At 65.6% G+C, this 21,862-nt stretch carries 45 protein-coding genes; all 45 read right to left on the bottom strand.

Annotated features, from left to right (window positions below; genetic code table 11):
* Nucleotides 1-44 precede the first annotated feature (44 nt).
* The 45 genes from AB3M81_RS08635 to AB3M81_RS08415 all read right to left on the bottom strand — a co-directional run bounded on the left by AB3M81_RS08635 (nucleotide 45) and on the right by AB3M81_RS08415 (nucleotide 21,855).
* Entirely contained in the window at nucleotides 45-380 is a 336-nt protein-coding gene (locus AB3M81_RS08635; RefSeq protein WP_412903489.1) for a hypothetical protein, read from the bottom strand.
* A complete protein-coding gene (locus tag AB3M81_RS08630; RefSeq protein ID WP_412903488.1) occupies nucleotides 380-1,135 on the bottom strand; it encodes a hypothetical protein in 756 nt (251 codons plus the stop codon). The genes AB3M81_RS08635 and AB3M81_RS08630 overlap by 1 nt, the downstream gene beginning before the upstream one ends.
* Complete coding sequence (locus AB3M81_RS08625; protein ID WP_412903487.1) at nucleotides 1,132-1,929, bottom strand: hypothetical protein; 798 nt, start codon at nucleotides 1,927-1,929, stop codon at nucleotides 1,132-1,134. Before AB3M81_RS08625 ends, AB3M81_RS08630 begins: the two co-directional genes overlap by 4 nt.
* Complete coding sequence (locus AB3M81_RS08620; RefSeq protein WP_412903486.1) at nucleotides 1,926-2,360, bottom strand: hypothetical protein; 435 nt, start codon at nucleotides 2,358-2,360, stop codon at nucleotides 1,926-1,928. Before AB3M81_RS08620 ends, AB3M81_RS08625 begins: the two co-directional genes overlap by 4 nt.
* Nucleotides 2,357-2,662 (bottom strand): hypothetical protein, encoded by a 306-nt coding sequence (locus AB3M81_RS08615; RefSeq protein WP_412903485.1) that lies wholly within the window; start codon nucleotides 2,660-2,662, stop codon nucleotides 2,357-2,359. The genes AB3M81_RS08620 and AB3M81_RS08615 overlap by 4 nt, the downstream gene beginning before the upstream one ends.
* Nucleotides 2,659-4,014, bottom strand: a complete 1,356-nt coding sequence (locus AB3M81_RS08610) for a nicotinate phosphoribosyltransferase (RefSeq protein ID WP_412903484.1) — start codon at nucleotides 4,012-4,014, stop codon at nucleotides 2,659-2,661. Before AB3M81_RS08610 ends, AB3M81_RS08615 begins: the two co-directional genes overlap by 4 nt.
* A gap of 112 nt (nucleotides 4,015-4,126) precedes the next feature.
* A complete protein-coding gene (locus tag AB3M81_RS08605) occupies nucleotides 4,127-4,345 on the bottom strand; it encodes a hypothetical protein (RefSeq protein ID WP_412903483.1) in 219 nt (72 codons plus the stop codon).
* Between the two features lie 189 nt (nucleotides 4,346-4,534).
* On the bottom strand, nucleotides 4,535-4,747 hold the full coding sequence (locus AB3M81_RS08600) for a hypothetical protein (protein WP_412903482.1): 213 nt from the start codon (nucleotides 4,745-4,747) through the stop codon (nucleotides 4,535-4,537).
* A 2-nt stretch (nucleotides 4,748-4,749) separates the two neighbouring features.
* Nucleotides 4,750-5,019 (bottom strand): hypothetical protein, encoded by a 270-nt coding sequence (locus tag AB3M81_RS08595; RefSeq protein WP_412903481.1) that lies wholly within the window; start codon nucleotides 5,017-5,019, stop codon nucleotides 4,750-4,752.
* Nucleotides 5,020-5,027: 8 nt separating this feature from the next.
* Complete coding sequence (locus AB3M81_RS08590) at nucleotides 5,028-5,222, bottom strand: hypothetical protein (protein ID WP_412903480.1); 195 nt, start codon at nucleotides 5,220-5,222, stop codon at nucleotides 5,028-5,030.
* Nucleotides 5,210-6,082 carry a methyltransferase domain-containing protein gene (locus AB3M81_RS08585; RefSeq protein ID WP_412903479.1) on the bottom strand — a complete coding sequence of 291 codons (873 nt, stop codon included), beginning with the start codon at nucleotides 6,080-6,082 and terminating at the stop codon, nucleotides 5,210-5,212. The genes AB3M81_RS08590 and AB3M81_RS08585 overlap by 13 nt, the downstream gene beginning before the upstream one ends.
* A complete protein-coding gene (locus AB3M81_RS08580; protein WP_412903478.1) occupies nucleotides 6,076-6,672 on the bottom strand; it encodes a hypothetical protein in 597 nt (198 codons plus the stop codon). Before AB3M81_RS08580 ends, AB3M81_RS08585 begins: the two co-directional genes overlap by 7 nt.
* 45 nt (nucleotides 6,673-6,717) lie before the next feature.
* A complete protein-coding gene (locus AB3M81_RS08575) occupies nucleotides 6,718-7,317 on the bottom strand; it encodes a hypothetical protein (protein ID WP_412903477.1) in 600 nt (199 codons plus the stop codon).
* On the bottom strand, nucleotides 7,314-7,673 hold the full coding sequence (locus tag AB3M81_RS08570; protein ID WP_412903476.1) for a hypothetical protein: 360 nt from the start codon (nucleotides 7,671-7,673) through the stop codon (nucleotides 7,314-7,316). Before AB3M81_RS08570 ends, AB3M81_RS08575 begins: the two co-directional genes overlap by 4 nt.
* A 2-nt stretch (nucleotides 7,674-7,675) precedes the next feature.
* Entirely contained in the window at nucleotides 7,676-7,903 is a 228-nt protein-coding gene (locus AB3M81_RS08565; RefSeq protein ID WP_412903475.1) for a hypothetical protein, read from the bottom strand.
* Complete coding sequence (locus AB3M81_RS08560) at nucleotides 7,896-8,375, bottom strand: hypothetical protein (RefSeq protein ID WP_412903474.1); 480 nt, start codon at nucleotides 8,373-8,375, stop codon at nucleotides 7,896-7,898. Before AB3M81_RS08560 ends, AB3M81_RS08565 begins: the two co-directional genes overlap by 8 nt.
* On the bottom strand, nucleotides 8,372-8,623 hold the full coding sequence (locus AB3M81_RS08555) for a hypothetical protein (RefSeq protein ID WP_412903473.1): 252 nt from the start codon (nucleotides 8,621-8,623) through the stop codon (nucleotides 8,372-8,374). Before AB3M81_RS08555 ends, AB3M81_RS08560 begins: the two co-directional genes overlap by 4 nt.
* Before the next feature lie 4 nt (nucleotides 8,624-8,627).
* Nucleotides 8,628-8,960: a hypothetical protein gene (locus tag AB3M81_RS08550; RefSeq protein WP_412903472.1), complete on the bottom strand. Its 333-nt coding sequence runs from the start codon at nucleotides 8,958-8,960 to the stop codon at nucleotides 8,628-8,630.
* A gap of 27 nt (nucleotides 8,961-8,987) precedes the next feature.
* Entirely contained in the window at nucleotides 8,988-9,602 is a 615-nt protein-coding gene (locus AB3M81_RS08545; protein WP_412903471.1) for a hypothetical protein, read from the bottom strand.
* 4 nt (nucleotides 9,603-9,606) lie between these two features.
* Nucleotides 9,607-10,017, bottom strand: a complete 411-nt coding sequence (locus AB3M81_RS08540) for a hypothetical protein (RefSeq protein WP_412903470.1) — start codon at nucleotides 10,015-10,017, stop codon at nucleotides 9,607-9,609.
* A 71-nt stretch (nucleotides 10,018-10,088) separates the two neighbouring features.
* Nucleotides 10,089-10,556: a hypothetical protein gene (locus AB3M81_RS08535; RefSeq protein WP_412903469.1), complete on the bottom strand. Its 468-nt coding sequence runs from the start codon at nucleotides 10,554-10,556 to the stop codon at nucleotides 10,089-10,091.
* Entirely contained in the window at nucleotides 10,553-11,086 is a 534-nt protein-coding gene (locus AB3M81_RS08530; RefSeq protein WP_412903468.1) for a hypothetical protein, read from the bottom strand. The genes AB3M81_RS08535 and AB3M81_RS08530 overlap by 4 nt, the downstream gene beginning before the upstream one ends.
* 2 nt (nucleotides 11,087-11,088) lie before the next feature.
* On the bottom strand, nucleotides 11,089-11,559 hold the full coding sequence (locus AB3M81_RS08525) for a hypothetical protein (protein ID WP_412903467.1): 471 nt from the start codon (nucleotides 11,557-11,559) through the stop codon (nucleotides 11,089-11,091).
* A gap of 95 nt (nucleotides 11,560-11,654) precedes the next feature.
* Nucleotides 11,655-12,323 carry a hypothetical protein gene (locus tag AB3M81_RS08520; RefSeq protein ID WP_412903466.1) on the bottom strand — a complete coding sequence of 223 codons (669 nt, stop codon included), beginning with the start codon at nucleotides 12,321-12,323 and terminating at the stop codon, nucleotides 11,655-11,657.
* A gap of 122 nt (nucleotides 12,324-12,445) precedes the next feature.
* A complete protein-coding gene (locus AB3M81_RS08515; protein WP_412903465.1) occupies nucleotides 12,446-12,907 on the bottom strand; it encodes a hypothetical protein in 462 nt (153 codons plus the stop codon).
* A 147-nt stretch (nucleotides 12,908-13,054) separates the two neighbouring features.
* Nucleotides 13,055-13,615, bottom strand: coding sequence for a hypothetical protein (locus AB3M81_RS08510; protein WP_412903464.1), 561 nt, complete (start codon nucleotides 13,613-13,615; stop codon nucleotides 13,055-13,057).
* A complete protein-coding gene (locus AB3M81_RS08505) occupies nucleotides 13,615-13,998 on the bottom strand; it encodes a hypothetical protein (RefSeq protein WP_412903463.1) in 384 nt (127 codons plus the stop codon). Before AB3M81_RS08505 ends, AB3M81_RS08510 begins: the two co-directional genes overlap by 1 nt.
* A gap of 90 nt (nucleotides 13,999-14,088) precedes the next feature.
* The gene (locus AB3M81_RS08500; protein WP_412903462.1) at nucleotides 14,089-14,922 is read right to left on the bottom strand and encodes a hypothetical protein; all 834 of its coding nucleotides are present in this window, start codon (nucleotides 14,920-14,922) and stop codon (nucleotides 14,089-14,091) included.
* Between the two features lie 4 nt (nucleotides 14,923-14,926).
* Entirely contained in the window at nucleotides 14,927-15,322 is a 396-nt protein-coding gene (locus AB3M81_RS08495) for a hypothetical protein (RefSeq protein WP_412903461.1), read from the bottom strand.
* Nucleotides 15,319-15,474 (bottom strand): hypothetical protein, encoded by a 156-nt coding sequence (locus tag AB3M81_RS08490; protein ID WP_412903460.1) that lies wholly within the window; start codon nucleotides 15,472-15,474, stop codon nucleotides 15,319-15,321. Before AB3M81_RS08490 ends, AB3M81_RS08495 begins: the two co-directional genes overlap by 4 nt.
* Before the next feature lie 61 nt (nucleotides 15,475-15,535).
* Complete coding sequence (locus AB3M81_RS08485; protein ID WP_412903459.1) at nucleotides 15,536-15,871, bottom strand: hypothetical protein; 336 nt, start codon at nucleotides 15,869-15,871, stop codon at nucleotides 15,536-15,538.
* Nucleotides 15,868-16,170, bottom strand: coding sequence for a hypothetical protein (locus tag AB3M81_RS08480; RefSeq protein ID WP_412903458.1), 303 nt, complete (start codon nucleotides 16,168-16,170; stop codon nucleotides 15,868-15,870). The genes AB3M81_RS08485 and AB3M81_RS08480 overlap by 4 nt, the downstream gene beginning before the upstream one ends.
* A 35-nt stretch (nucleotides 16,171-16,205) precedes the next feature.
* Entirely contained in the window at nucleotides 16,206-16,550 is a 345-nt protein-coding gene (locus tag AB3M81_RS08475; protein ID WP_412903457.1) for a hypothetical protein, read from the bottom strand.
* A 15-nt stretch (nucleotides 16,551-16,565) separates the two neighbouring features.
* On the bottom strand, nucleotides 16,566-16,850 hold the full coding sequence (locus AB3M81_RS08470; RefSeq protein WP_412903456.1) for a hypothetical protein: 285 nt from the start codon (nucleotides 16,848-16,850) through the stop codon (nucleotides 16,566-16,568).
* Nucleotides 16,851-16,884: 34 nt separating this feature from the next.
* Entirely contained in the window at nucleotides 16,885-17,412 is a 528-nt protein-coding gene (locus AB3M81_RS08465; RefSeq protein WP_412903455.1) for a hypothetical protein, read from the bottom strand.
* On the bottom strand, nucleotides 17,412-17,588 hold the full coding sequence (locus tag AB3M81_RS08460; protein WP_412903454.1) for a hypothetical protein: 177 nt from the start codon (nucleotides 17,586-17,588) through the stop codon (nucleotides 17,412-17,414). Before AB3M81_RS08460 ends, AB3M81_RS08465 begins: the two co-directional genes overlap by 1 nt.
* Nucleotides 17,588-17,836: a hypothetical protein gene (locus AB3M81_RS08455; protein ID WP_412903453.1), complete on the bottom strand. Its 249-nt coding sequence runs from the start codon at nucleotides 17,834-17,836 to the stop codon at nucleotides 17,588-17,590. Before AB3M81_RS08455 ends, AB3M81_RS08460 begins: the two co-directional genes overlap by 1 nt.
* Before the next feature lie 49 nt (nucleotides 17,837-17,885).
* Nucleotides 17,886-18,242 (bottom strand): hypothetical protein, encoded by a 357-nt coding sequence (locus tag AB3M81_RS08450; RefSeq protein WP_412903452.1) that lies wholly within the window; start codon nucleotides 18,240-18,242, stop codon nucleotides 17,886-17,888.
* Between the two features lie 35 nt (nucleotides 18,243-18,277).
* The gene (locus AB3M81_RS08445; protein WP_412903451.1) at nucleotides 18,278-18,859 is read right to left on the bottom strand and encodes a hypothetical protein; all 582 of its coding nucleotides are present in this window, start codon (nucleotides 18,857-18,859) and stop codon (nucleotides 18,278-18,280) included.
* Nucleotides 18,860-19,184: 325 nt separating this feature from the next.
* Nucleotides 19,185-19,772, bottom strand: coding sequence for a hypothetical protein (locus AB3M81_RS08440; RefSeq protein WP_412903450.1), 588 nt, complete (start codon nucleotides 19,770-19,772; stop codon nucleotides 19,185-19,187).
* Entirely contained in the window at nucleotides 19,769-20,131 is a 363-nt protein-coding gene (locus tag AB3M81_RS08435; RefSeq protein ID WP_412903449.1) for a hypothetical protein, read from the bottom strand. Before AB3M81_RS08435 ends, AB3M81_RS08440 begins: the two co-directional genes overlap by 4 nt.
* Nucleotides 20,128-20,292, bottom strand: coding sequence for a hypothetical protein (locus tag AB3M81_RS08430; protein WP_412903448.1), 165 nt, complete (start codon nucleotides 20,290-20,292; stop codon nucleotides 20,128-20,130). The genes AB3M81_RS08435 and AB3M81_RS08430 overlap by 4 nt, the downstream gene beginning before the upstream one ends.
* Nucleotides 20,289-21,122, bottom strand: a complete 834-nt coding sequence (locus tag AB3M81_RS08425) for a hypothetical protein (protein WP_412903447.1) — start codon at nucleotides 21,120-21,122, stop codon at nucleotides 20,289-20,291. Before AB3M81_RS08425 ends, AB3M81_RS08430 begins: the two co-directional genes overlap by 4 nt.
* The gene (locus AB3M81_RS08420; RefSeq protein ID WP_412903446.1) at nucleotides 21,119-21,361 is read right to left on the bottom strand and encodes a hypothetical protein; all 243 of its coding nucleotides are present in this window, start codon (nucleotides 21,359-21,361) and stop codon (nucleotides 21,119-21,121) included. The genes AB3M81_RS08425 and AB3M81_RS08420 overlap by 4 nt, the downstream gene beginning before the upstream one ends.
* Nucleotides 21,361-21,855 (bottom strand): hypothetical protein, encoded by a 495-nt coding sequence (locus AB3M81_RS08415; RefSeq protein WP_412903445.1) that lies wholly within the window; start codon nucleotides 21,853-21,855, stop codon nucleotides 21,361-21,363. Before AB3M81_RS08415 ends, AB3M81_RS08420 begins: the two co-directional genes overlap by 1 nt.
* Nucleotides 21,856-21,862 lie beyond the last annotated feature (7 nt).

Genomic DNA, 21,862 nt, shown 5'->3' with positions numbered 1-21,862 from the left:
GGTGGGTTCGCCCCATTCAAGCCCGCAAGGAACCCGACCGTCGATCAGTCCTCGACGACGAGCGGCGTCCTGCCGACGAACACGTGCCGCCGGATGGTCTGCTGGTGGTCGATGGTCGTCATGGCGAAGTAGTTCCCCTCATCGGGTCGGTAGCCCTTCGCCCACTCGAGTGCCTCTTCCTCGGTGTCGAACGCCGGGGACACCAGCCGTGACTGCTTATCGGTCCACGAGCCGCCGTGCGTCCCGGACTGGTGCTGAGACGGGGTGACCTCAGCGATCGCGAACTCCCGCTTCACGTTGTTCGCTTCCCACTCCTCGGCGGACTTGCGCAACATGTCGCCCAGCGTCCACTCATCCGTGGTCGTCTTCTTGGTCGCCATCACTTCACTCCTTCGTACTTCTCACGTAGGCGCAGCAGTTCGACCCTGCGTGGGTCGTTCGTCACGTCGCGCTGGTCGAGCCATCCCCACATGTCACGGCCGTCGCGGACCGTCGGGCCCCACGCGAGCGCATGCTTGACGTTCGTGACCGTCCCGTCTGGCATGACGGTCACGTCGTGCTGGAACATCGGGTAGGACTGTTCGGTCGGTACCGCGTCGTAGTCGACGATGGTGGCCGCCCACCTCACCTTGTCCTCGCTGGTGGCGGTGTGACCTCCCGCGGGGCACGTCTTGGTGTTCGTCCAGAACCGGACGTGCTCGGGGTCGCGACGGCGTCGGCGCGGGAACCGCAACACGTCCACGTCCGGCAGGTGCAGCCGGGGCGAGAACACTGCCGGGTTCTTGGTCGGCGTCTCGGGGGCCAACTCGTGCGACAGGTGGATGTAGGTGACCCACTCGGCGGGGTCGGGCTTGTCGCGGTAGTCCAGCCACCCGTACTCGTCGTCCTCAGGGTCGGGAGTCGGGCGCATCCCGTACACAGGGACCGATGACGCGTACTCGTCGTGCACGGCGACCCGGTAGATCCGGAAGCAGGTGATGGCCTCACGTCTGAACATCGACAGTGCGACGTTCGGGTCGGTGTGATGCAGGGTCAGTGGTTCGGTGTGACCGTCGGGGTCCATGCTCGGGTCGGTCCACCCCTCGTACCAGATGACGTTCGGGGCGTTGACGTTCTCTCGACGGAACAGGCTCACGGCCGCTCGCCGTCCTTCCACGGGATGTCTTCTGAGAAACTGGACGCCTTGCCGGTGCGCAGGTCGAACCGGACCGGCAGGACAAGATCGATGTGACCGGTGAAGTACTCCGAGACGTTCACCGCGTCAGCGAGTCGCAGGTTGTTCGGGAGCGGGAAGTACCCGAACCGTTCGTCGGACGTGACAACACCTTCGGACAGGCGGGACAGGTCGATGTACTGGACCTTGTACGACCAGTCATCACCCCACACGCACCCGGACACGAACCCGAACTCGCCGGTGACCCGCTCGTTCGGGTCCATCGTCGCGAAGTCCTCGTCGGTCCACCCTGACCACTCCTCGTCGTCCTTCGGGTCGAGCCACAGGTCGAAGTTGTCGGTGACATGGAACTCCCCGGGACAGAACCCACTGTGGGCGAGCATGTCCTCAACGCTCTCGAGCGACTGAGCCCAATCGCTCTTGCCATCAGCCTTGAGACGAGCGAACTTCTCCCGGTCGGCGTCGGACGGGGTTCGGTGGATGACGTCGAACGTCTGCAGGTCCACGACCGCGAACGACGTGTACTTCGGTGAGATCAACGCGTAGTTGCGCCACACGCCGTCACGCAACTGACGGAACGGTTCGAACGGGCCGGAACCGGCGAACCCGCGCTCGTACTCGAACACCGGGACGCCGTTGTCACAGATGACGTGCTGCCCGGGCTTCTCCCCGGGGACACGGGTGAACCGCTCGCGGATCAGTTCCTTCGGCGGGGCAACCCAACCGTCCGAGGTCGTGCTGGGCGTGGCGGTCATGGCTGCTCCGGGGTGTTGAGGTTCGGGTACTGGATGAGGCCGAGGGCCTCACTGTCTGCACATGCGACGACCTTCGGGATGTTGACGGCATCTCGGCGGGCGCCACAGTGAACGCACTCCCCCACCCGGTCGGCCATCTGCTCGGCCACATCCTCGGCCGTTGTCCACCGGTGCCCGAACGTGTAGTCGCCGCAGTCGGCGTAGTCCAGATCGCGGTAGAGGTCGCGGCGGTGCTTGTCGAACGCTTCGGGTTTGATGCCGTGGTCGGCGAGTTGCTCATCGGTCCAGTCGTCGAACTGGTGGTTCTCCCACTCCTCGAGCAGTTCGTAGTACTCGACCCCGCCCCACACCTCGCATGACCCGACGTCGATGCCTTCGGGTGCATGGCATTGCAGGCACTGGCGCGGAATGGTGTTCGTGTCGGAGTTCATGCTGTCTGGTCCTCTCGCCAACCGGAACCGTCGATGAGGTAGTCGATGGCGCGGCCCTGTTGCACGAACCGGCGCGCGTCCGTGACGATGGCTCCCTTCGGGAACGCAACCCACCTACCCACGGGGTCGTTCCGTTCGACGGTGACGTCCTCGATGAGGACACCCACCGGGTCAGCGATGTCCGGGTCGAAGTCGGGCACCAGTTCGACGTAGTAGGTGTTCTGGGCGAAGTCCGGGTCGAGCCACGCCCAGAACACCTTGTCGTCCTCGACGGCGAAATGGGCGATCTTGTGACGGCTCATGCGGGAACCGGCGCCTTCTCACTGGCGAACGTCTCGACGACCGGGTTGATCGCGCCGCTAGTGAGGACGTGTGCCTCATCGGGCAGCGACGCCATCTCGTCCGCGTGCCACTGGCGCATCGAACTCATGGATGTCGGAACGACGATGCGACCGTTCGTGAACAGCACCTCGTTGAACGCTGCCGGGTCGTGGAAGCCGTCGAGATTCGCTTCGACCGTCTCCGAGCAGAGGGTGCCCTCGATGTCGGAGTAGTCGCGGTACACGTTCTTGAACCCGCCGTGGGACCGCTTTCCCGACGACTTCTTCTCCACCGGGCGCAGACGACCGTCACCGTCCTCGATGGCGACCAACTTGTACACCATTCCGGCGGTCGGGTGACCCGAACCGGTGACCAGACGGGTGCCGACACCGAACGTGTTGATGGGTGCGGCGGCGAGCCGGTCCAGTTCGTACTCGTCGAGGTCAGACGTGACGGTGATGTCGGTGCGGTAGGCACCCAACTCGTCGAGCAGGCCACGCACACGAACCGACTCCACGGCCAGATCGCCCGAGTCGATACGGACAGCCCCGGGGCCCTCCTCACCGAACTCGCGAGCCACCTCGACGGCGTTACGGACACCCTGCTCGATGTCGTACGTGTCGATGAGCAGGGACGTCTTGACGCCCTGCGCGCGCACCTGAGCCCGGAACGCGTCCTTCTCGTCGGTGTACACGAGCGTGAACGCGTGCGCCGACGTGCCCACCGTGGGCACCCCGTACCGGACACCGGCGGCGAGGTTGCTGGTCGAGTCGAACCCGGCGATGTACGCGGCGCGGGCGGCAGCGACCGCAGCCTCCTCGTGGGTGCGACGCGAACCCATCTCGATGAGGTCTCGGCAGTTCGCCGCCTGCACCATACGTGCGGCGGCCGACGCGATGGCCGAGTCGTGGTTCAGGATCGACAGCGCGAGCGTCTCCAACACGATGCATTCGGCGAGAGTGCCCGTGATGGTCAGGACGGGGCTGTTCGGGAAGTACAGGCTTCCCTCCCGGTAGCCGTAGATGGTGCCGGTGAACTTGAAGTCGGTGAGGAACGCGAGCGTCTCTTCCGACAGGTCCATGTTCTCGCGGATCCATGTGAGTTCGTCGAGCGTGAACTGGAACTTGCTCTCGTCAGCGAACTCGTCCTCGGACTCTGCGGTGAGCATGTCGAGGAACCGGTTGGTACCCGCGACGACACCGTAGGTGCGACCCTGCGGCAACTTCCGCGCGAACAGGTCGAACACGGCCTTGTCGTGGGCGCGTCCGTCACGGAACAAGGCGTCCAGCATCGTCAGTTCGTACCGGTCGGTCCGCATCGCCACATCGGTCATCGGGTCGTCATCCTTGAACTCAGAGGCCCCACCGGTGGGGTGCCTTCGCAAGGTTCAAGCCCGCGGGCGACGACGACTCGATCAGGGGCGGGTCAGGCCCCATCCGATGAGGTCAGGACGGGACCGCTGAGTGGAACCACTCCTGCTGTGCGGCTTCGGTGTCGAACACGCGGCACCAGCCCTTGCCGTCGGCGACGGACTCGAACCCGTACAGGGTGCCGAGCCACGTCTCACCGATGGTGAACGTGCAGTCGCCCACGGTTCGGCGGTCCGTGTACTTGCCGTCGTTGATGTTCTCGTGAACGTCGGCTTCGAACGCTGCGCGGTCCATGCGGGTCTCCTTGCTCGGGTCGGCGTCGCCGACGGTCACCCTAACCAAGCCTGCAGCGGTAGCGTCAACCGATCAGAACGCTTCGTCGGGGTCGAGCCGCAATTCCAGATCGGCCGACGTCAATCAGAATGAGCGCGACGCGCACAGCGACACCGACGACCACACCCGTGAGCAACACGGTCGACAGTCTCACGCGTAAGCCGCCCGCTCAGCCTCACGTTCCGCGCGGACCCGGCGAACCGAACGCAGACAGATGGCCGTGTAGATGCCGCCGATGAGGTTCAGGGTCGTCTGTCCCCCGTTCAGCAGGTTCGGGGACAGCAGGTAGGCGGCCGTGCCGACCCCCGCGCAGATGAACTGGGCCCACATGAGCAGCCAGATGATGCGTTCACCGAGGGGCATGGTCAGGCCTCCTGAGCCTTGAAGATGAAGTAATGACGGTGGTGAGTGTCGGTCGGTGACCCTGAGATGCCGCGGGTGAGACGCTCGTACCCGTCTGGGGTGTCCGGCCAGTCCGGTCGCTCGACGAGTGACGGTGCGGCGAAGATGTCGGGCACACCGATGAACCCGGGGACAGCGTTGGCGATGTTGAACCGGCCGACACGTTCAGCGCCGGTGTCAGCGTCGATGGTGACGACGTGAAAGCGTGGCGTGTGCGTCTTGGTGCGCAGCATGGTCATCTTCACGACGAACCAAGGTCTTCACCGTCGTCGGCCTCGATCGCTTGGATGGTGTCGCACGGGTACGGGCGCATGCAGTGGTCACACACATCACCGAAGTAGGTCTGTCCGTGCGTGCGGAAATCGAACGGTCCGTACGGGCGCCGGTGATGCAGCGCCTTCACCCGCTCGATCGCGGCGGCGGTCATCGCTTCCACGCCGAGAGGATCATGTTCGTGGACGGCCACTGCACCGGCGCGCCCTGCTCGTCGACGATGCGGACGCGCGTGGAGAGGTACTCGACATAGCCGGGCTGGACATACTCGGTCGAGTACCGGGTCGTGAACCCGTGGTTGTCAAGCAGGTCGATCCAGTCGTCGAGGGTGAGGATGCCGTACAACTCCCGGGTCTCACGTTCGGACGGCTCCCACCCCCACGTGTACGTGTAGAGGAACTCCATCGCCGACGCGAGGTTCCCTTCGAGCGACCGGCCGTCGTCACCGATGCGCAGGTGCACGGTTCGCGGGTCGCCGGACGTGTTGAAGAACGGGGCCTGCTGGGCGTACCAGAGGAAGAACGCGAGCACGTCCGAGGTTGCCCCGGGCGCGGTCTCGATACGGACCGGCTTGTCCCACTCGCGCGGCATCACCCCGTCACGGATCAGCAGCGTCCCTTCGGTCTTCGTCACCGTCCAGATCGATTCGAGCACCTCGTCGACGGCGTGTAGCGAGTACGGAGGGGACGCCTCGGTCCCGTACGAGTACACCTCGTGCATGAGCGCCGAGCAGACAACCGTGTCGAACTCATCTTCTTTGAACTCGTAGTGCAGGCTGTGGGCGTACTCGTGAACCCTGTCGACGAGCGGGAAGTTCTCCCGGATGTGGTCCAACGCGACCCACGACCCGTCCACGGCGGTGACCTGCTTACCGTTGATGCGTTCCAGTTCCGCGAACTCTCCCCCACCGGCGCCCACATCGAGAACACGGCTTCCGTGTGTCAGGTGCAGGAGTCGGGCCTTGTCACCGAGGGACGAGGCCATCCGCTCGAAGTACACATCATCTTGGGTGGCGGTCAACATGCTGTCATCAAGCCCGTGCTGGGCCCGGTTCCGATCCGGACTGCAGAGTCCGTGTCTTCTACCGCGTCGAGGTACTCGAGGAACGCGTGATGCTCAGCGGTGTCGAAGCAGCCCCCGGACCCGACGAACACGCCCGCCGGTGTGGTCGCGGTGACCGTGGTGACCTTGCCGCCGTCGTTCGCTGACGTGACGACAGTCTTGCCGGGCCACGACTGGCCGAGCACGTTCTGCCCGAACTTGGTGAGGAACCCTACCTCGGACCAGCAGCAATCCCAGTTGAGGCAGCAGTAGTAGCCGGTCGCAGCCCCCGCATCGGACACCTCCAACATGGTCGAACCGCAGGACGGGCAGGTCGTCCAGACGCGGCGGGTCAGCGACGGGGGCGGTTCGCGTCGTTGGGCGTGCACGTTCCGCCACGCCTTGACCTCAGCGGCGAGTAGTTCAGCCGACGAGTACGTCGTCCCGCCCACGTCAAGGTGGAAGAAGAACAGGTCCGACCCGGCAGCGAACCGCACCTTCGGCATCTCGGCCCGGTCCAGAACGGTCGACCACGGGAACGACAGACGTCGCTGCAGGTCCGTTCCGGGCACGTCGCCTCCATGAGTGGGTTACCCCTCCTCATGCGGCGACGCAGGTCACACGTCGGTGCCTTCGAGGTACTCGATGTACGCGTTCTGCTCGGCAATCTCCATCGTGCTGCCTTCGCCGCGCCACGTGATGTTCTGGTCTGAGACGGTGAACAGGTACAGGCCGGTGTCGTCACGTTTACGGCACGCGCAGTAGGCGCCGTCGGGCCACGGGACGGTCGTCAGGTACTCGAAGTCCCATGTCGCGTACCCCAGTTCGGTCCACCGGCACGACAGGCACGCGTAGTGCCCGTACGCCGGGCCGTGGGTGAGTAGCCGCAGGTCCATGTAGCAGTCGCCGTCGGCGCCGGGGTGCACGGTCGAAGGGTCGGCGGTCATGCCAGAGAGGGACGGGACCGGGTTCTCGTTCAGCATGGAGTGGTAGAGGTTCCACAGTTCCGCTTCGGCTTCGCCCGGGCTGTGGTTGTTGCGGGACCGGGCGATGGCCTTGCCGTCGCGGTACAGGAATCCCTCGTACCGGTATCTCTCGTTGCTGGTCTGGATGATCTCGACGTGTTCGGTCGGGGCGAGGTACGGGAACCAGCCGAACCGCAACCGGTGGTCGACCGGGACGGAACCCGCGGATCGAACGAGCATCGAGTGGGTCACGGCCACACCTCGATGGTGGCTCGTGCCTCGGCCGCGAGCGCGGTCATCTTCGCGGAGAAGACCTTCAACTCGTACTGGGTGATGTCGGCGACCTCCTCGAACGCGCGCGCCCTGCCTTCCTCGATGGCGTCGTACACCGACACGAATCCGAGCGACGGGTTGTACAAGATCGAGAATGTGTCATGACGGAGCAGGTCAGCGGTCGTGACGGTCGGGAGGGTCTGCGGGGCGCCCCACACGCGTTCGTTGGTGCGCGGGACGAACATCGCCATGTACACGTCACCGTCTTCGCCTCGGATGAGCGAACCGACCGGGAGTGCGTCCAACTCCTCGACCGTGGACAGACGCTTCGCCACCTCTACACCTCGCTCGCGGGGACGATGGCGACCTGATCGGTGCGCTGCAGCCGCAATGCGACACGGCCACGCCGCTTGGTCAGGCACGCGAACTCGAACACCTGCGTGTTGGTGTCCGGGTCGGTGAACTGGGCGATCACCTCGATCGGCTGCTTGCGGCCCGGAGGAACGATCCAGTTCCCTTCCACGATCTCGTCGGTGAACACCTTGCCCGGCTCCCGGTCAACCACGCGCGTACCCCGCTTCCATGAGTACCTGCGCGAGGTGGGTGTCGTGCTCGTCGAGCGCGACGAACCACGACGAGTCGGCTGTGTAGAAGTCGCAGGAGTCGCCCTCGCACTTCACGCGCGTGTACATCGTCGAGAGGTTCGGGTCCGGGTCGTAGACGCCCTCGGTGACGTAGTTCGGTCGGTGCGTCTTGATGAGGGCCCGAAGGTCGTCGAACGCCTTGCCGGTCTTCGTGCGGGATGCATCCTCGGCGGCATCGACGAGCGCGAGCAGCATCCGGGTGTCCACGTCCACGAAGGAACGGTTCTCCATCTCGGCGAGCAGGTCGTTCCGGAGGTTCTCACCCAGCACGGCCGTCCCGGAGGTTGCCGCCATCAGGACGGACAGGGCATTCTTCGTGACGAGCGTCATCTTCTGGTCCGGTTCGATGCTTGCGCGAAGCCTCGCGCACACGCCAGCGACATCAGTGCTCATGGGGTCACTCCTCGGGTCGCCTCGATGTGGTCGATGAGGGCGGTCAGTTCGGTGACCTTCACCGGCATCCAGTAGTCGTGCTTCGCGACCGCCTTGCGGAGCACCTTGCGGTCGAACGGCGCCAACGCGTCGGTGCCCTCGGTGGCATCGAGCAGCGCGGTCAATTCGGTCGCCTTGACGGTCACCCAGTAGTCGTCGGCGTGGATGTAGCCGCGCAACACCGCGCACAGGTCGAGAAGGTCGTCCATCGTCTCAGTCCTTCCGGTATCGGGCGGGCGTCTCGCGTTCGGTGCCGTCGGTGAACCCGAGGGACACCATCAGGTCGATGATGTCCTCGACGGTCGCGCCCTTTCCGAGGTCCGCGAGGCCCTCGAAGAACTCGGGGATGGCGTCGAACGCCTTCCACGCGTCGTCGAACACCTTGACCTGCAGCGCGTCCCCGTAACGGCCGAGGTCCACCTCGACGACCATGAACTCCCAGTCGTCGTGGATGATGTTGAGGACGTCCGTGAAGGCGTCACCCAGCGCGGACTTGTTCGCGTCGTACCACCACGCCTCACGCGAGACGATGAATTTCACAGTCATGCCCGGTTCAAGCCCGGACAGGGTCTCTCACCGATCTGCGTACGGGGTTCCGCCATGCACGAGATGACCGTGACCGACCAGACGGTGGTACGTGACCTCCTGCGACACGATCTCGAGGCCGTCCCGGAAGTCCCGCTTCGCGTCCTCGAGCGTGTTGTACGTGCCGAGGACCGTCCCGGAGGCGTCCCGCAGGTGGAACTGCTCGAACGTGGTGACCTCGGTGCCCAGAGCGGTCACCGAGGTGACGACCTTCGGCGTGTTCGCGAGGGCCTTCGCGACAGCCTTGCTGATGAACTCGGCCGTCTGACGGTGAGGCCACTGAGCCTGCCAGTTCTCGTACGACGGAAGCCCGACGGTGTGCGCGCCCGGGTGGGCGTCAGATCGTGCCGTCGCGTACTTCGCGAACTCCTGCTGGCCGGTACGGATCGCTTCGAGGATGACGACAGGGCTGGTGACTCGGGTGATGGAGCCGGTCGTGACGAGTTCACGCACGTACTCGGCGGTGTCCTCAGCGAGCATGAGCACCTCCGGACCCGTCATCGGGCCGGGGTTGTCCACCATTCCGGTCGCTTCGGCGATCTTCACGATGGCGTCGGCGAGCGCGGAGATGCGATGCGTGTTGATGTCGTCGGTCTCGGTCATAGGTTCAGTCCTCGCTGGTGGTGGGGTCGGCGGGCGTCCACTCGCCGAGGTACATCTGGAAGTCGCGGCGGACACGCGTCAGGAGGGGCTTGCCGCGACCTCGGGCATCCGAGGCGGCCAAGTCACGGTCGAACCGGGCGACGTAACGGCCGCCCGGGTCGGTGCCGCCGTACTCGATGTACGGTTCCTTCGTCCAGTGGTTCAGGCGCTCACTACCCCAGTCGTTGCTCTCGTGAACGACGGCCGGGGCGATACCCGAGGCGATGAGCGCGTCGGCCTGCCGGATGGCGAGGTCACGCTTGGCGGTGACGTTCCGCGGTTCGTCGAATGTGAACGGCTCCCCATCCCACGGCTGCAGGTCAGGGTTCAGGGCGTAGATGGCGCGGGCGTACTCGTCCCGCAGGTCGATGATCACACCGGCTCCCGGGTCGCTTCAACGAGGGATTCGACGGTCGGTTCGGTCATCTGGGTGTTCTCCATGTCGGTTCAGCCGAGAGGTTCGGTGTCGTGGACGGTGACCGTCCCGTCGGACCACAGGGCCACCCACTGGTCGTAGTTCACGATGACCTGCCCGTGCGCGTACGAGAAGACCATCGAGGCGCCGTCGCCGTACCCGTAGCCGTAGGTCTTGCCGTCCTCGTCGGCGAGCAAGTGCACGACAGGTCCGGGGACGCCGACCCACTGGACGGCGTCCACGAGGTCCGGCCCGACCGATTCGCTGTCCGGGGCGACGACCGGCTCGGGTTCCACGGGGGCGCCTGCGGTCGCGGGTGTGGGAGAGGTGAACGGCTCCCACGAGTCCACCTCCGAGATGTCACACACGAACTTGCTGCCACCCGGGGTCCACGCGCGCAAGTCCTCGACCGCGCGGTAGTAGGTGCCGAGGATGCCGTTGATGCGACCCTCAGCCGCATCCTCACGGGTGGTCGGGAAGTTCGGTCCGAGGGCGCTCATCGGCCGCCAGCCTTCGGGCTCAGGACGTCCGCCAGCAGGTGCACGACCTCGGCGTTGTCCGTGATGGACGCGAACTCGTCATCGCGGACCTTCACGGCACGCTCCACCACCTCGCGTGGGACCGCGACGTCGGACGGGCGGAGCACCTCGACCAGTTCGACGGTCTCCACGAAGTCGAACCGGACGGCGTCGGCGTTGTCGGTGAGCGGGTCCACCATCATCAGGTGGCCGCGGCGCATGTCCCGCCAGTACGTGCCGACGACCTTGTTGACGGCCGCCACGACGGCGTTTGCGGAGCCTTCGGGGATCTTCATCCACTCCGGCTCGTCGATGACCTCGACCGTCCCGTTCACCGCGCCGAGCGCGAGACGTGCGGTGGAGAGGTACTCGTTGCGGCAGGCGGCGAACCATCCGCCCTCACGATGGGAGGGGGTGTCCCACAGTTCATGGTCACGGGCACCCTTGAACTTCTCGTCATGCATCGCAGCCGCTGCGGCGTCGATGTGCTCCTCGTTGAACGTCCTCTTCACGGTCACCACCGGTCTTCGGCCTTCCGCTTCGTCTCCTCGTCAGCGATCGCGCACAGCAGCGCCTCGGCACCTCGCGCGTCCAACGGGAACGGGGTGCCGGTGGCGTCCCTTCGGCCCTCGACCAGCCGGGCGGCTTCCTCCACGAGTTCCTTGTCGATGACCGTCTCTTTCTCGTTGGCGATGACCGTGAACGCGACGCTGCGAACGTCATCAGCCAGACCGCACTCCACGGGGGTGCCGTCACCGGCCATGTCCCACGTGAACACCGAACCGTGCTCGTCACGGAAGTACCGCCCGAGGGCGCCGTTCACGACGGCCACCCGGGCGTACCCCTGACCGACCGGCAGGGAACGCCACGCCTCGGTCGACGTCTCGATGCGGCGGGTTGCGACGATCTGGTTCGTCAGGTGGAAAATCTCTTCCAACCGGCTGTTCTCGTGCGCCACCACCAACTCGTCGACCAGTTCAGTCACGGTCGGGAGGGTCTTTGCGTCTGCCATGAGGTTCCTTGGGTGCTTTGGAGGTGCTGCTCTCACTCGTTACAAGCCCAGAAACGCCCGTGAACCGATCAGGCCGAGCGACTCTTGGTGAGGTACGTCTGCTTCGACGCTCGGGCAGCCTCGAACTGCTGCCAACTGATGAGCCCGGCCTTCTCGAACGCCTTGAGCGCCCGCTTGTACTGCGGCCACGTCATCCGCGTGTCCACCACCAAGTGCTGGTGACCCGGGTGACGGGACTCATGCAGTTCGGTAGCCCGGTCCAGATCGAGCAGCAGCATGTGCCGCTTGGAGTCCTTCTTGCGTGACCCGATGTACGCCGAACGGTTCAGGGGCGTCTCTTTCAGGTACGTCTCGGTCCACGAGTCGTACCCCGAGTAGACGTGCTCGCTCACCTGCTTGTACGAACCCAACTGGTCCACCAGCGCGCCGGTCTTGTCGCCCGTGGCGAGCACCATCTGGCCGACGTGCGTGTTCGCGTCCACCCACGCCTTCTCCACGACACCAGCCTTCACCAGCGCCTTGAGCAGCCGCTTGTAGGCGACCCACGTCATGTCGGCGTCCACGATCAGGTGGAAGTGGCCGGGCGTCTTAGACGCGAACAGCCGCGCGTCGCGGTTCAGGTCGAGCAGAAGCATGTGCCAGTCGGCGTCGCTGTGGTCGCTGCGACGTGAACCCACCATGTCGGCGTCCTCGAGGAACTTCACCGGACGCAGGGTGCGCTTCCCGTTCTTCGACACCGGGAGCACTTCCCGGTACAGGGTGAGCGATCGAAGCAGTCGGCTCGCAGGCTTGGACTGAGGGACGGGAGCGGGCGCCCGGTTGGCCTTGAACGGCGGCGGGAACATCTTCGGCATCGCAGTCACTCGCTCTCGGCCAGCAGGTCCGCCACGACACGCTTCGCGTTCCTCGTCGCCGTGTCACGCGCCGAACCGAGCAGGTCCGACAGGACGTCACGGGACACGACCACGTGCGTGCGTGCGGGAGCGAGGACAGCCTTCTCGAACGCGACGAGGTTCTCCAAGATCACGTCCTCACCGGCGTCGTCGAGCAGGTACGTCGGGTGACGCAGCCACGTGCCGAAGTACCGGTCGCCGTCCTCGCTGACGGCCCAGCCGACGACACCGTCGCCACGGAACGGGACGTCATCGAGTCCGGGGATGTGACGAGGAGTCCACACGTTGGTTCCCTCGGTGACCGCCCAGTCCATCGGCATCGGCTTACCCTCGACGACCTTGCCATCGGTGTTGCGGTACGCCCACGGCGCGTCCGCCTTGATGATGTCGCCGGGCTGGCGGTTCACCCAGTCGTGAAAGTTACTCATACCCCGTTCAAGCCCAGCCGAGAGCCGCCACTCGATCAGTTGGCCTGCGTTCGCAGTTCGGTCGGGATCTTCTTGTGCTCGGCGTGCGCAGGTGTCGGTCCCATCCGGTCGCGTCGGTCTATTGCGTCTTCGCGAACACGTTGGCTTTCAGAACACCTTGGCGGTCTTGTCGAACGGATCGGTGAGTTCACGGAAGTCGAAACGACCCAGAAACGCCAAGTACATCCGGCAAGGGCCGTGCGGCGCAAGGGGCGGGTTCTCGTACACGGTGAATGAACCGGGGTGCCCGTGAACATCACACATCAGGAACATGCCACCGCCAAGCGACGAACCATCCCAATCGGTGACGTCCGCCTCCCACTCGTCCTTCTCGTACGAGCAGTCGAGCGTCATCACCACCACCGAACGGGCAGGAACCTTCACGCGGGCGGCGGTCTTTCCGCTCGTTTCGTCCCACTCCACGGTGACCCTCTTGCGGGCCGTCTCGACGACGAGTGCGGCGCCGGGCTGACCCGGGACAGTGACCACGTCACCGACACGGATGCCGACCCCGTTGGCGTCTCGAAGGCCAAGAACGCGGGCCCACCGGGCGGTCTTGTCGCACAGACACGCGTGCCCGTGACGGTTCTTCGCGCCGCACCGGTGGCCTTCGTAGTGGCCGTGCGGGTTCGAGTGGTGGCAGATGACGCACTGGCCGGGCTTGGACATCAGGACTCCTTCGACGCGGTGACGATACCGAGCGTGTCGAGCACCAGCGAGATGATCTCGCGAGCCTCACGGCGGGCGGCGTCTGCTTCCCAGTCGTCCAGTTCGCTCATCTCGGCTCCGAACCCGCGAATGAAGTCGTCGGTGTGGTCGAGCCCGATCAGGTGTCCGGCCAACACCTCCACAGCACCGTCGGGGTTCACCGCCGGGCGACCAGCGCGGGCGGAACGTACCTCACCGACGAGGGTCTTCACCATGTCCGGATCGAGCGCAGCCATGTACTCGGCGGTCGCGCGGTCCTCACCGAACGACACGTTGTTACGGCCGTACCGCTCAGTCGCGAGCCCTTCGATGACTGCGTGCTTGTGGTCGATGTCGCCGACCATCTCCACCCGGTACGGGCCGCGCGTCGCGTTGTCGGCGAGTTCCTCGAGGCGATCCAGATCGATTCTCATGCCTGCTTCAAGTCCGACCGGTCAGTCCCGACCGATCACGTCACCGATCGTCGCGACGGTCGTCTCGAACACCGGCTCGGGATCCGGCCACACCCGGTCGTCGGGATCGATGGCATCCACGTCGAAGCCGAGCAGATGCGAGTAGTCACCCACCCGGCCGCCGACACCGCTACGGGCCATCTCGGTGAGCCGTTCGACCGCCTCCTCAGCGGTGTACGCGACACACAACGTGTCGTCCTGCTCGCCCGTCACGTAGGCCTCCACCTTCATGTCGCCTGTGATGTCGTCCGGAACCTCACGGAACCTGACCTTGTTCCCGGGGACACGCCACCAACGCGGGGCACGCTCCAACTGCGGGACCAGTTCGATCATCAGGTTCGCGAACTCCTCAGGCTCCAAGAACCCGTCGTAGTCGTCGCCGTGCTGCTTCGACGCGTCCCACAACACCGTGTCCCACCCGTACGGCTTCGTGCCCGGCATGCCGATCTTCAACGAGGCGTGACCGCTGCGGTAGCGGAAGTAGTACGGGTATCCCTTGATGGTGCCTTCGGACTGGTACGGGCACGCGCCGCCAGCGGACTCCACCAGCAGGCCCGGGATCGCGGCTGACAGGGCAGCCCACCGTCCGGGGTCGGTCATGTGGAGGTTCGGTTCGTCATCGTCGTTGTCTCGCGCGTCAGCGATCGCGAACAGCGCGTCGAGCGGACCCACCTCGCGCTCCTCAGCGGCGGCTTCCTCCTTGACGGCTTCGGCGATCGCGTTGGTCTTCTCGAAATACGACTCGAACGCCGCCTTGCGCTTCGCCTCGAAGTCCGGGTCAGGGACCGGGATGGGCCACTCGTTCATTTCGGTCATGTGTTCACGCTCCTGCGGGGACGAGATGAACCGGGTGGACTTCGACCTTGCAGGTGTGGGTGGCGTCGGAACGTTGCGCGCGATGCTCGGCGTTCCACTTCTCCACGAACGCTGTCGCCTCACCACGGTCGGTGTACGCGCGCAGGACGTATCCGGGGAACTGGCAGTTCGCACCGTCGGTCGGGTCGTAGGTTGCGTACATGCAACGACGTTCCGCGACGACAGCGAACAGGCGCGGCAGGGACGAGTTCAGGGGGCAGCCGGGCTCGCGACAGTAGGCGACGTCGCCCTCCCATTCGATGATGCTGCGGTGATGCTCAGGGCAGGACCAGAACCGAATCGGGATATCACCCAGTTCTTCCAGCAGTTCGGCGAGCGTGGGCCCGGGAGTCTCGGTCACAGTCGGGCTCCTCTGGGTCGGTCGTACTTGGTCTTGGTCTGCTCGTGGCGGAACTGCTCGATGAGGACCATGTGGTCGTGCGGGAACCACCGGCGGACGAGTTCTTCGAATTCTGTTCGCGCGCCGTCCGGCTGCTTGGGGTCGCTGCTCATGGACAGCACAAGACCCCGGCCGGGCGACGATTCGATCGCAACCCTGCCGGGGTCTGTCTGCTCAGATGCTGTTGGCGATGTCCGACCGGGACAAGTACTGGTCCTTGGTGAGCGCGGCCGGGTCGATGGTGATGCCCTCGGCTTCGGCGACCTCGGCGATGACCTCAGCGATGCGCTTCTCGACCCCCGGGTCGCCATCCAGATGCTCGGTGAGGTCGGCAGCGACCCGGTGCATCACGTACAGGAACGTGAACTCGGCGTCCGGGTCACCGGAGCGCAGGTGGATGGACAGGTTCGCTGCCTTCGCGACCACCGTCGCCGCGTACTGGTCGTCGGCCGTCTCGTACTCGGTCACCAGACCCATGAGCCGGTCGGTGAGGACGTCGATGGTGGTCATGCTGCGGCCGCCTCGGCGCGCAGGTCAGCCAGTTCACGCTGGTAGAGACGCTCCACCATGTCCTGCACGATGCCCCACGTCTTGTTCTTCTCCCACGAGCCGAGGCTCAGGAACCGCTCCGTCTTGATGCGGGCTGCGAGGTCGGACAGGTACAGGACGCCCCGGTTCGGGTAGTCCACCTCTGACTGCGGCAGCAGAGCGAGCGCTTCGGTGTACACGGCCGCGGTGTCACCGGTGGAGATGTCACGGGCGCCAGCGAACAGGGAGGACAGCATCACGATGAGGTCGGAGGTCTTCATGCCTTGTTCAAGCCCTCAACGACACCCGACACCGATCAGGAAGCAGGCTGGCTGTTCCGGTAGGGGCCGACGACACCCGGGATCGTCACCCTCAGTCGGCGGGCGTTCTTCACGACGAGCGGGAGCGCCTCCTCGAACACGGCCTTCTTCACGGCGTCGGACGACGAGTCCCGGCTCGCGAGCACCGACCGGTAGAACTTCGGCAGCCACTCCTCCGGCAAACCCTCCGAGGCGCCCCAGACGGTCAACTCCAAGTCCAGCCACGTGTTCGCTTCGACCTCTGCGCTCCGGGCGAGGGCCTCCTCGCGTCGGGTGTGCAAGTCGACCGTCAACTGCTTGCTCTGCAAACCGAACCCCTCCTGTGTGGTGTCACCGTCCATGATGCCGTGAAGGGTTCAGGCGTGGTCGAGCACCTTCTGCAGCAGCACGATGCGAGCGACGGCGGTCTCGCATGCGACCTTCACGTGCGTGTTGATGCTGTACGCCGACCCGAGTCGCCGGGTGAACAGTTCCACGTCGTGCAGTAGGTCGTCGACCGAGCCGCTCAGACCCTCAGCGAACCGGATGTAGGTCGCGATGGTCGAGAACGTGAGGGCGGCCCGCTCAGAGTCGGCGAGACGGGCTTCGCGGGTGAACTCGCCGGTCAGAATGTCGGCCGCGTCGAATGTCGTCATGGTCATGCTGTCACCAAGCCCCCACCGAACCCCGAACCGATCATCGGGCGACTGCGTTCACGAGGGTGTCCAAGTCCCGACGCGTCACCGGATACCGCTCGTACGCGATGCCCAGTGGCTGGTCCTCGGGACGGTCCGGCTGGTTGCGTCGATCGAACTCCACCCACGCCCCCACCCGAGCGACCGCTTCACCGGTCTGGACGTCCACGTCGGTGACACCGAACGCGTGCAAGGCGGCGACCGCCTGCGAGGAAGCCAACTTGCGAAGGTCACTGTCCATGACCTCGATGTCGTCGTACCCGTGAGCGGCACCGGCGGCGTCGAAGTCCGGGTTCGACGCGTAGATGGCTGCGGCGACCGCGCGGACGTCTGAGATGAGGGGTCGCGCGAACGGGCGCTCCCACAGCGGCATCCCTGCGTCGTCAGTCTGCTCGGAGAACTCCATGACAGGCACCTCACCGGTGTCCCATCCGGCGTGGGTGCCGAACGGGTACCAGCCCGACGGCGGGTCGAACTCGCCACGGACAGGCGCCCAGTCGGGGAACGTGTCGCTGGTCGGGTCGGTCATCATTTCTCCTCATGTTCGGTGTGGTCCATGTCGAGCCCCGCCAACTTGGTGCGCAACTTCGACAAGGTGGCGTGCCCGGGGGTGTCGTCCGGGTCCGCGGTGGCGAGGTACGCGTCCAGCAGCCGGTCCAGTGATGCGGCCTCGCGCGGCGTGAGGGTGATCCGGTTCGAAGACATCACGACCCCTTGCGTGCCGGGAAGAACCGCTTGCCGAACCGTGCCCAGTCCGCGGCCTCGGCTTCGGTCTCGGGCACGAACACCGGCTGCGACCGGGCACCGACCCAGCCCTTCTCGATGAGCATGTCGGCGATCGCCTCGACCTCGAACTCGGTGTCCGCGTCGGTGAACAGGCACTCGCGGATGTCCGCCTCGAGGGCGTCACGGTTCACCCCTGCGGGGGTCACGACCGTCGCGGTAATCGTCATGACACCGTCAAGGCCACAGTGGGCGCGGTGCCCGATCAGAACCCAACGGTCAGGTGAGGCTGAACCGGTCGTCCCGGCCGTTGTCCTGCTCCCATCCACGGCGCATGTGCTCGTCGAACTCGTGACGGCGACGCTCATCGGCGGCACCCTGCTCGTACGACGACACCCGCTCCTCACGAGGGATGACCCGCTCGAACCCAGCACGGGCCCGGCGCGGAGGGCGGGGACGTTCACGCTTCGGCTGCGCCAGCCCGGCACCCTCGGCGAGAGCAGCACGGACGGCGTTCCGGATTGCCACGTCCACCGGGCTTCCCACGGGCGGGTACTGGATCCCGAGAGTGCCAGCGAACGCGGTCATCGCAGCGGTCACCATGTTGTCGGTCGGCTCGACAGGGATGTCCTTCATGACCCCTTCAAGACCATCGCGAGCACCGGACCCGATCAGACCCCAACGAGTTCCAGCGCCGCCTGCTCGGCAGCGACCCGCAGTTCGGTCTTCACGCTCGCGCGCACGATCGCGCCGACCAGCGAGTTGTCCATCGGTTCGGGCGTCAGCAACGGCGCCTGCTTCACGACCCGAAGTGTTCCCGCCGTGGTCAGCGCCATCAGACCCCAGTCGTCGGGCAGGTCGTCACGAACGATCGTCTTGTCGGACACGACCAGCCACCAGAAGTGCATGTGCTTCTTGAACGCTTCGGCCTTGCCGGGGGTCTTCAACTCGGTCAACCAGTCCGCTCTGGACACCTTCACCTCGTGCCCGTGGAACACCGGCGCCCGCTGAGTCTCATAACTGGGTGTGTTCCACCGGCCCCGGGAGAACGACTGGGTGTCCATCGCGATGAAGTCCGCGATCCGATACCGCTCCCCCGACAAACCGACCGGGACGTGCTCAGCACGGACGAACCGTTTGCCCGTCCACGGGCCGTTCTTCACGATCTTGTCGTAACGGTCCTGCAAGGCGTCCAACATGTCGCGTTCGGTGAACCGGCGCGGTGTCGGGTCAGACAACGTGAACTCACTCATCGAGGGCCTCCAACGTGGGGCACGGGTAACGGACGATCTTCCCGAAGAACCGACCATTGGGTAGACGCCACGAACACTCGACACAGACGACGCCATCAGGTTCGACAGCGACCGGCTCGTGCAGGGCGCGAACCGCGGCCACGCGAGAAGACAGATCCGCGCTCATCGGCCGGTCACCGGACCCGATGCCGGGCACCACGGGCGCGTGTACTGGTGAGGCGGGCCATCACAGTGACACGTACCGCCAGTCGTCGCGGTGGCCTCGGCGTTCAACGCCGTAGCGACATGGTCCGGTACCTTCCCGGTCCCTGAGCAGGTGGGACATTCAGCCATCGTGCCGAGTCCCCTCATCGAGCAGTTCCAGATGCAGACGACCCGCCTCGATGTACTTCTCACCGATCGCGATGAGACGTTCCGCGTCCTCACGGCTCAACACCGGGACCGTCCACCGGCCTACCTTCGCGTCGGCCTTGTACTCGGCCGGGCGGGTGTGAGCGCTCAACGCCGGGTTCGTGACCACCATGCGCGCATGCTCAGGGATCATCGCGTTACGACGCTTCGACTCCTCGAACACGTCACGGAACATCGACCTCGGCTCCTCGCGCGGGCTGACATCGTCCGAAGCCGGGGTGAGCACCTCCACGGGCACCCACACACGCACGACGCCGAAGTTCAACGAGTCGACCTCGATGAACGCTGCCTCCACATCGCCGTCGGAGGTCGGGAACGCATCCATGACCCGGCCGACTCCCACTTCGAGGTACGCGGTTCCCTTCACCTCACGGCTCGTGACCTTCGCGGGGGTGAGGTAGTTGCATCCCTCGAGATGACCTCGACCCGGAGGTGCGTACCGGCCGTCTCCGGGACACCCGTCCGTCGGACAGATCCGCTCGTCCCTGTCCTGCCCGCTCACGAGGGAACCTTCGTTCCGGGGCGCTCCCACACTGGCACGACGACCGTGTGGCAGCAGACCTTGGCGGCGTCATTGTGGCGGACGGCCGTCCAGTGGGCGTGCCACTCCCCCTCGAAGTCGCAACCCCACCCGTCGAGACGTTCGCACCTCTTGATGCGTGGCACGTACTGCAGGTGCTCCACCTGCGTAGCGAGACGTTCCCATCCGTCGCCGTGCTCGTGCCGGACGGCGGCTTCGATCTGCTCGACGGGATGGTCGACGCCTTCGATGACGATCCCCCATCCGCAGATCGCGGTCTCGTCCTCGGTGACTTCCACGTACGCGGCCCGGTACGCCAGAACCTCCACAGCCGTCGTCATGCTGACGCCTCCTCGTCGATACGGGCACCGATGTACTGGTGGCCCTGGGGGCAGAAATCCCACATGCCTGACCGCTTCACATCCGGCGACGCGCACACCTCGCACGTGAACACCTCCACGGGGTCACGGTTCGAGCCGAACAGACGCTTCAACCAGTTCACGAGTCCACCACCCGAACACCGAGGGCCTCGAGCGCCGCGAGCAGGCCCTCCACGACCTTCGGCTTGTCAGTCATGCTGGGAATCGGCAGACCCGACGCCTCGTAGTAGACCTGTGCGGCACGGTTCACGTCCGTCGTGGTGACCTTCGGCGCCGACACGGCCAGACCAGCGACGCGGGCTGCACGCATCACGGACGCGAGCGCGTCACGAGCGTCGGCACCGAAGTACGGGCGCGACCACTCGTTCAGGAACACCTCAGCCCACTGCCGGTCCAACGGTTCGGTCGGCGACGGGAACAACCCGTCCACCATCTCCTGCACCGCGAACTTCACCGGATACCAGCCGTCCCCGGAATGGAACGCCGCCGCGATCGCGTCGAAGTTGATCACCGGACGCTGCCACACGCGGGACTGCTCCGCGAGCGCACCGTTACGCAACGCGACAATCAGACCGGCATCCTCGGCCGTGTCCGCCTCGAACCAGACGTCCTCGTTCGCGGCGTCGGCCGTCGACCAGCGATTCGTCGGCTCGTAGCCGATGGTCCCGTCCTCGTCCCCGACCGGAACGAACTCCTGCAACCACGGGCCCGGCGACGCGTCCACCGCCATGCCGGACAGTGCAGACTGGTCAGGCACCACGGCCGGAGCCATCATGCGAGCCACCCAGACCGCGAGCAAGTCACCGTCCGCGGACTCCACCTCGTTGAGCACATGCTCTATGCAGTTGGCGATCTCGTCACGCAGCGACGCCACCGGATCTGGCGCGCCACTCCCGGTGCGTCGGACCGGTACTCGGACCGCGACCGTCATGTACTCGATGTCGTCGTTCACTCGTTCACCCCGATCGGCCTGACGACCTCGATGTCGTGCGCGTACTGGTTGCATTCGGGATCGAACCCGTCAGAGAGACGACGCAGCAGGGTCCACTTCTCGCGCGGGTCCAGCCAGTAACGGACCGCCTCGAACTCATCCCCAGCCGACACACCGAACCCCGGGTCGTCGGTGAGCACCCGGACGATGTGCGTGGACGCACTCTGCGGGCGCGGACGGTACGACAACAGCCCGTGCATCAGAGACCCCCGTCGAGACGACGGACGAACACGAGAGCCTCGACCGCCACATCGAGGTACGGGTCGATGTCCTCGTCGGTCAGGCCCTCCACACCCGGGGAGTCCTCACCCATGTCGGTGTCCGCGAGAACTGCGGCCAACTGGCGGGTCTCGTCCTCGGTGACGTTCGGGCGGTCCTTGGCGAGTTCGTCGTAGAACGCCTCGTTGATGACCTGAGCGAGATGATGCTCGAAGTCGTCCACGAAGATGTCGCAGCCGACGCACCAGTCCTCCTCACCGATGCTCGACCGCTCGTGGACACGCAGGATGTCGTGCGCGTCGAAGTGCAGTTCCTTCGCGCCACGGGACTGATGCCAGCCGTCGGCGATGAACGCCTCGGCGAGCGCGTGGAGGGACTTCGGGCCCAACGCGACCTCGCCCGTGAACCCGGACGACGGCGCCCAACGATGACGTACCTTCCGGATCGTCTCGATGAGATTCTCGCGACGGCTCATGACTGGG

This window comes from Aeromicrobium jepli (assembly GCF_047246605.1).
In the GTDB taxonomy this organism is placed as follows: domain Bacteria; phylum Actinomycetota; class Actinomycetes; order Propionibacteriales; family Nocardioidaceae; genus Aeromicrobium.
Note: the sequence above shows the minus strand (reverse complement) of the source record. Positions and strands in the feature narration are given on the sequence as shown.

Excerpts from the sequence above, each read along its gene's own strand:
- AB3M81_RS08635 (WP_412903489.1), bottom strand. The coding sequence starts at position 380 with ATGGCGACCAAGAAGACGACCACGGATGAGTGGACGCTGGGCGACATG.
- AB3M81_RS08625 (WP_412903487.1), bottom strand. The coding sequence starts at position 1,929 with ATGACCGCCACGCCCAGCACGACCTCGGACGGTTGGGTTGCCCCGCCG.
- AB3M81_RS08620 (WP_412903486.1), bottom strand. The coding sequence starts at position 2,360 with ATGAACTCCGACACGAACACCATTCCGCGCCAGTGCCTGCAATGCCAT.
- AB3M81_RS08615 (WP_412903485.1), bottom strand. The coding sequence starts at position 2,662 with ATGAGCCGTCACAAGATCGCCCATTTCGCCGTCGAGGACGACAAGGTG.
- AB3M81_RS08610 (WP_412903484.1), bottom strand. The coding sequence starts at position 4,014 with ATGACCGATGTGGCGATGCGGACCGACCGGTACGAACTGACGATGCTG.
- AB3M81_RS08605 (WP_412903483.1), bottom strand. The coding sequence starts at position 4,345 with ATGGACCGCGCAGCGTTCGAAGCCGACGTTCACGAGAACATCAACGAC.
- AB3M81_RS08600 (WP_412903482.1), bottom strand. The coding sequence starts at position 4,747 with ATGCCCCTCGGTGAACGCATCATCTGGCTGCTCATGTGGGCCCAGTTC.
- AB3M81_RS08595 (WP_412903481.1), bottom strand. The coding sequence starts at position 5,019 with ATGCTGCGCACCAAGACGCACACGCCACGCTTTCACGTCGTCACCATC.
- AB3M81_RS08585 (WP_412903479.1), bottom strand. The coding sequence starts at position 6,082 with ATGTTGACCGCCACCCAAGATGATGTGTACTTCGAGCGGATGGCCTCG.
- AB3M81_RS08560 (WP_412903474.1), bottom strand. The coding sequence starts at position 8,375 with ATGAGCACTGATGTCGCTGGCGTGTGCGCGAGGCTTCGCGCAAGCATC.
- AB3M81_RS08555 (WP_412903473.1), bottom strand. The coding sequence starts at position 8,623 with ATGGACGACCTTCTCGACCTGTGCGCGGTGTTGCGCGGCTACATCCAC.
- AB3M81_RS08550 (WP_412903472.1), bottom strand. The coding sequence starts at position 8,960 with ATGACTGTGAAATTCATCGTCTCGCGTGAGGCGTGGTGGTACGACGCG.
- AB3M81_RS08545 (WP_412903471.1), bottom strand. The coding sequence starts at position 9,602 with ATGACCGAGACCGACGACATCAACACGCATCGCATCTCCGCGCTCGCC.
- AB3M81_RS08535 (WP_412903469.1), bottom strand. The coding sequence starts at position 10,556 with ATGAGCGCCCTCGGACCGAACTTCCCGACCACCCGTGAGGATGCGGCT.
- AB3M81_RS08515 (WP_412903465.1), bottom strand. The coding sequence starts at position 12,907 with ATGAGTAACTTTCACGACTGGGTGAACCGCCAGCCCGGCGACATCATC.
- AB3M81_RS08510 (WP_412903464.1), bottom strand. The coding sequence starts at position 13,615 with ATGTCCAAGCCCGGCCAGTGCGTCATCTGCCACCACTCGAACCCGCAC.
- AB3M81_RS08505 (WP_412903463.1), bottom strand. The coding sequence starts at position 13,998 with ATGGTCGGCGACATCGACCACAAGCACGCAGTCATCGAAGGGCTCGCG.
- AB3M81_RS08500 (WP_412903462.1), bottom strand. The coding sequence starts at position 14,922 with ATGACCGAAATGAACGAGTGGCCCATCCCGGTCCCTGACCCGGACTTC.
- AB3M81_RS08490 (WP_412903460.1), bottom strand. The coding sequence starts at position 15,474 with ATGAGCAGCGACCCCAAGCAGCCGGACGGCGCGCGAACAGAATTCGAA.
- AB3M81_RS08485 (WP_412903459.1), bottom strand. The coding sequence starts at position 15,871 with ATGACCACCATCGACGTCCTCACCGACCGGCTCATGGGTCTGGTGACC.
- AB3M81_RS08480 (WP_412903458.1), bottom strand. The coding sequence starts at position 16,170 with ATGAAGACCTCCGACCTCATCGTGATGCTGTCCTCCCTGTTCGCTGGC.
- AB3M81_RS08475 (WP_412903457.1), bottom strand. The coding sequence starts at position 16,550 with ATGGACGGTGACACCACACAGGAGGGGTTCGGTTTGCAGAGCAAGCAG.
- AB3M81_RS08470 (WP_412903456.1), bottom strand. The coding sequence starts at position 16,850 with ATGACCATGACGACATTCGACGCGGCCGACATTCTGACCGGCGAGTTC.
- AB3M81_RS08465 (WP_412903455.1), bottom strand. The coding sequence starts at position 17,412 with ATGACCGACCCGACCAGCGACACGTTCCCCGACTGGGCGCCTGTCCGT.
- AB3M81_RS08460 (WP_412903454.1), bottom strand. The coding sequence starts at position 17,588 with ATGTCTTCGAACCGGATCACCCTCACGCCGCGCGAGGCCGCATCACTG.
- AB3M81_RS08455 (WP_412903453.1), bottom strand. The coding sequence starts at position 17,836 with ATGACGATTACCGCGACGGTCGTGACCCCCGCAGGGGTGAACCGTGAC.
- AB3M81_RS08450 (WP_412903452.1), bottom strand. The coding sequence starts at position 18,242 with ATGAAGGACATCCCTGTCGAGCCGACCGACAACATGGTGACCGCTGCG.
- AB3M81_RS08445 (WP_412903451.1), bottom strand. The coding sequence starts at position 18,859 with ATGAGTGAGTTCACGTTGTCTGACCCGACACCGCGCCGGTTCACCGAA.
- AB3M81_RS08435 (WP_412903449.1), bottom strand. The coding sequence starts at position 20,131 with ATGACGACGGCTGTGGAGGTTCTGGCGTACCGGGCCGCGTACGTGGAA.
- AB3M81_RS08420 (WP_412903446.1), bottom strand. The coding sequence starts at position 21,361 with ATGCACGGGCTGTTGTCGTACCGTCCGCGCCCGCAGAGTGCGTCCACG.
- AB3M81_RS08415 (WP_412903445.1), bottom strand. The coding sequence starts at position 21,855 with ATGAGCCGTCGCGAGAATCTCATCGAGACGATCCGGAAGGTACGTCAT.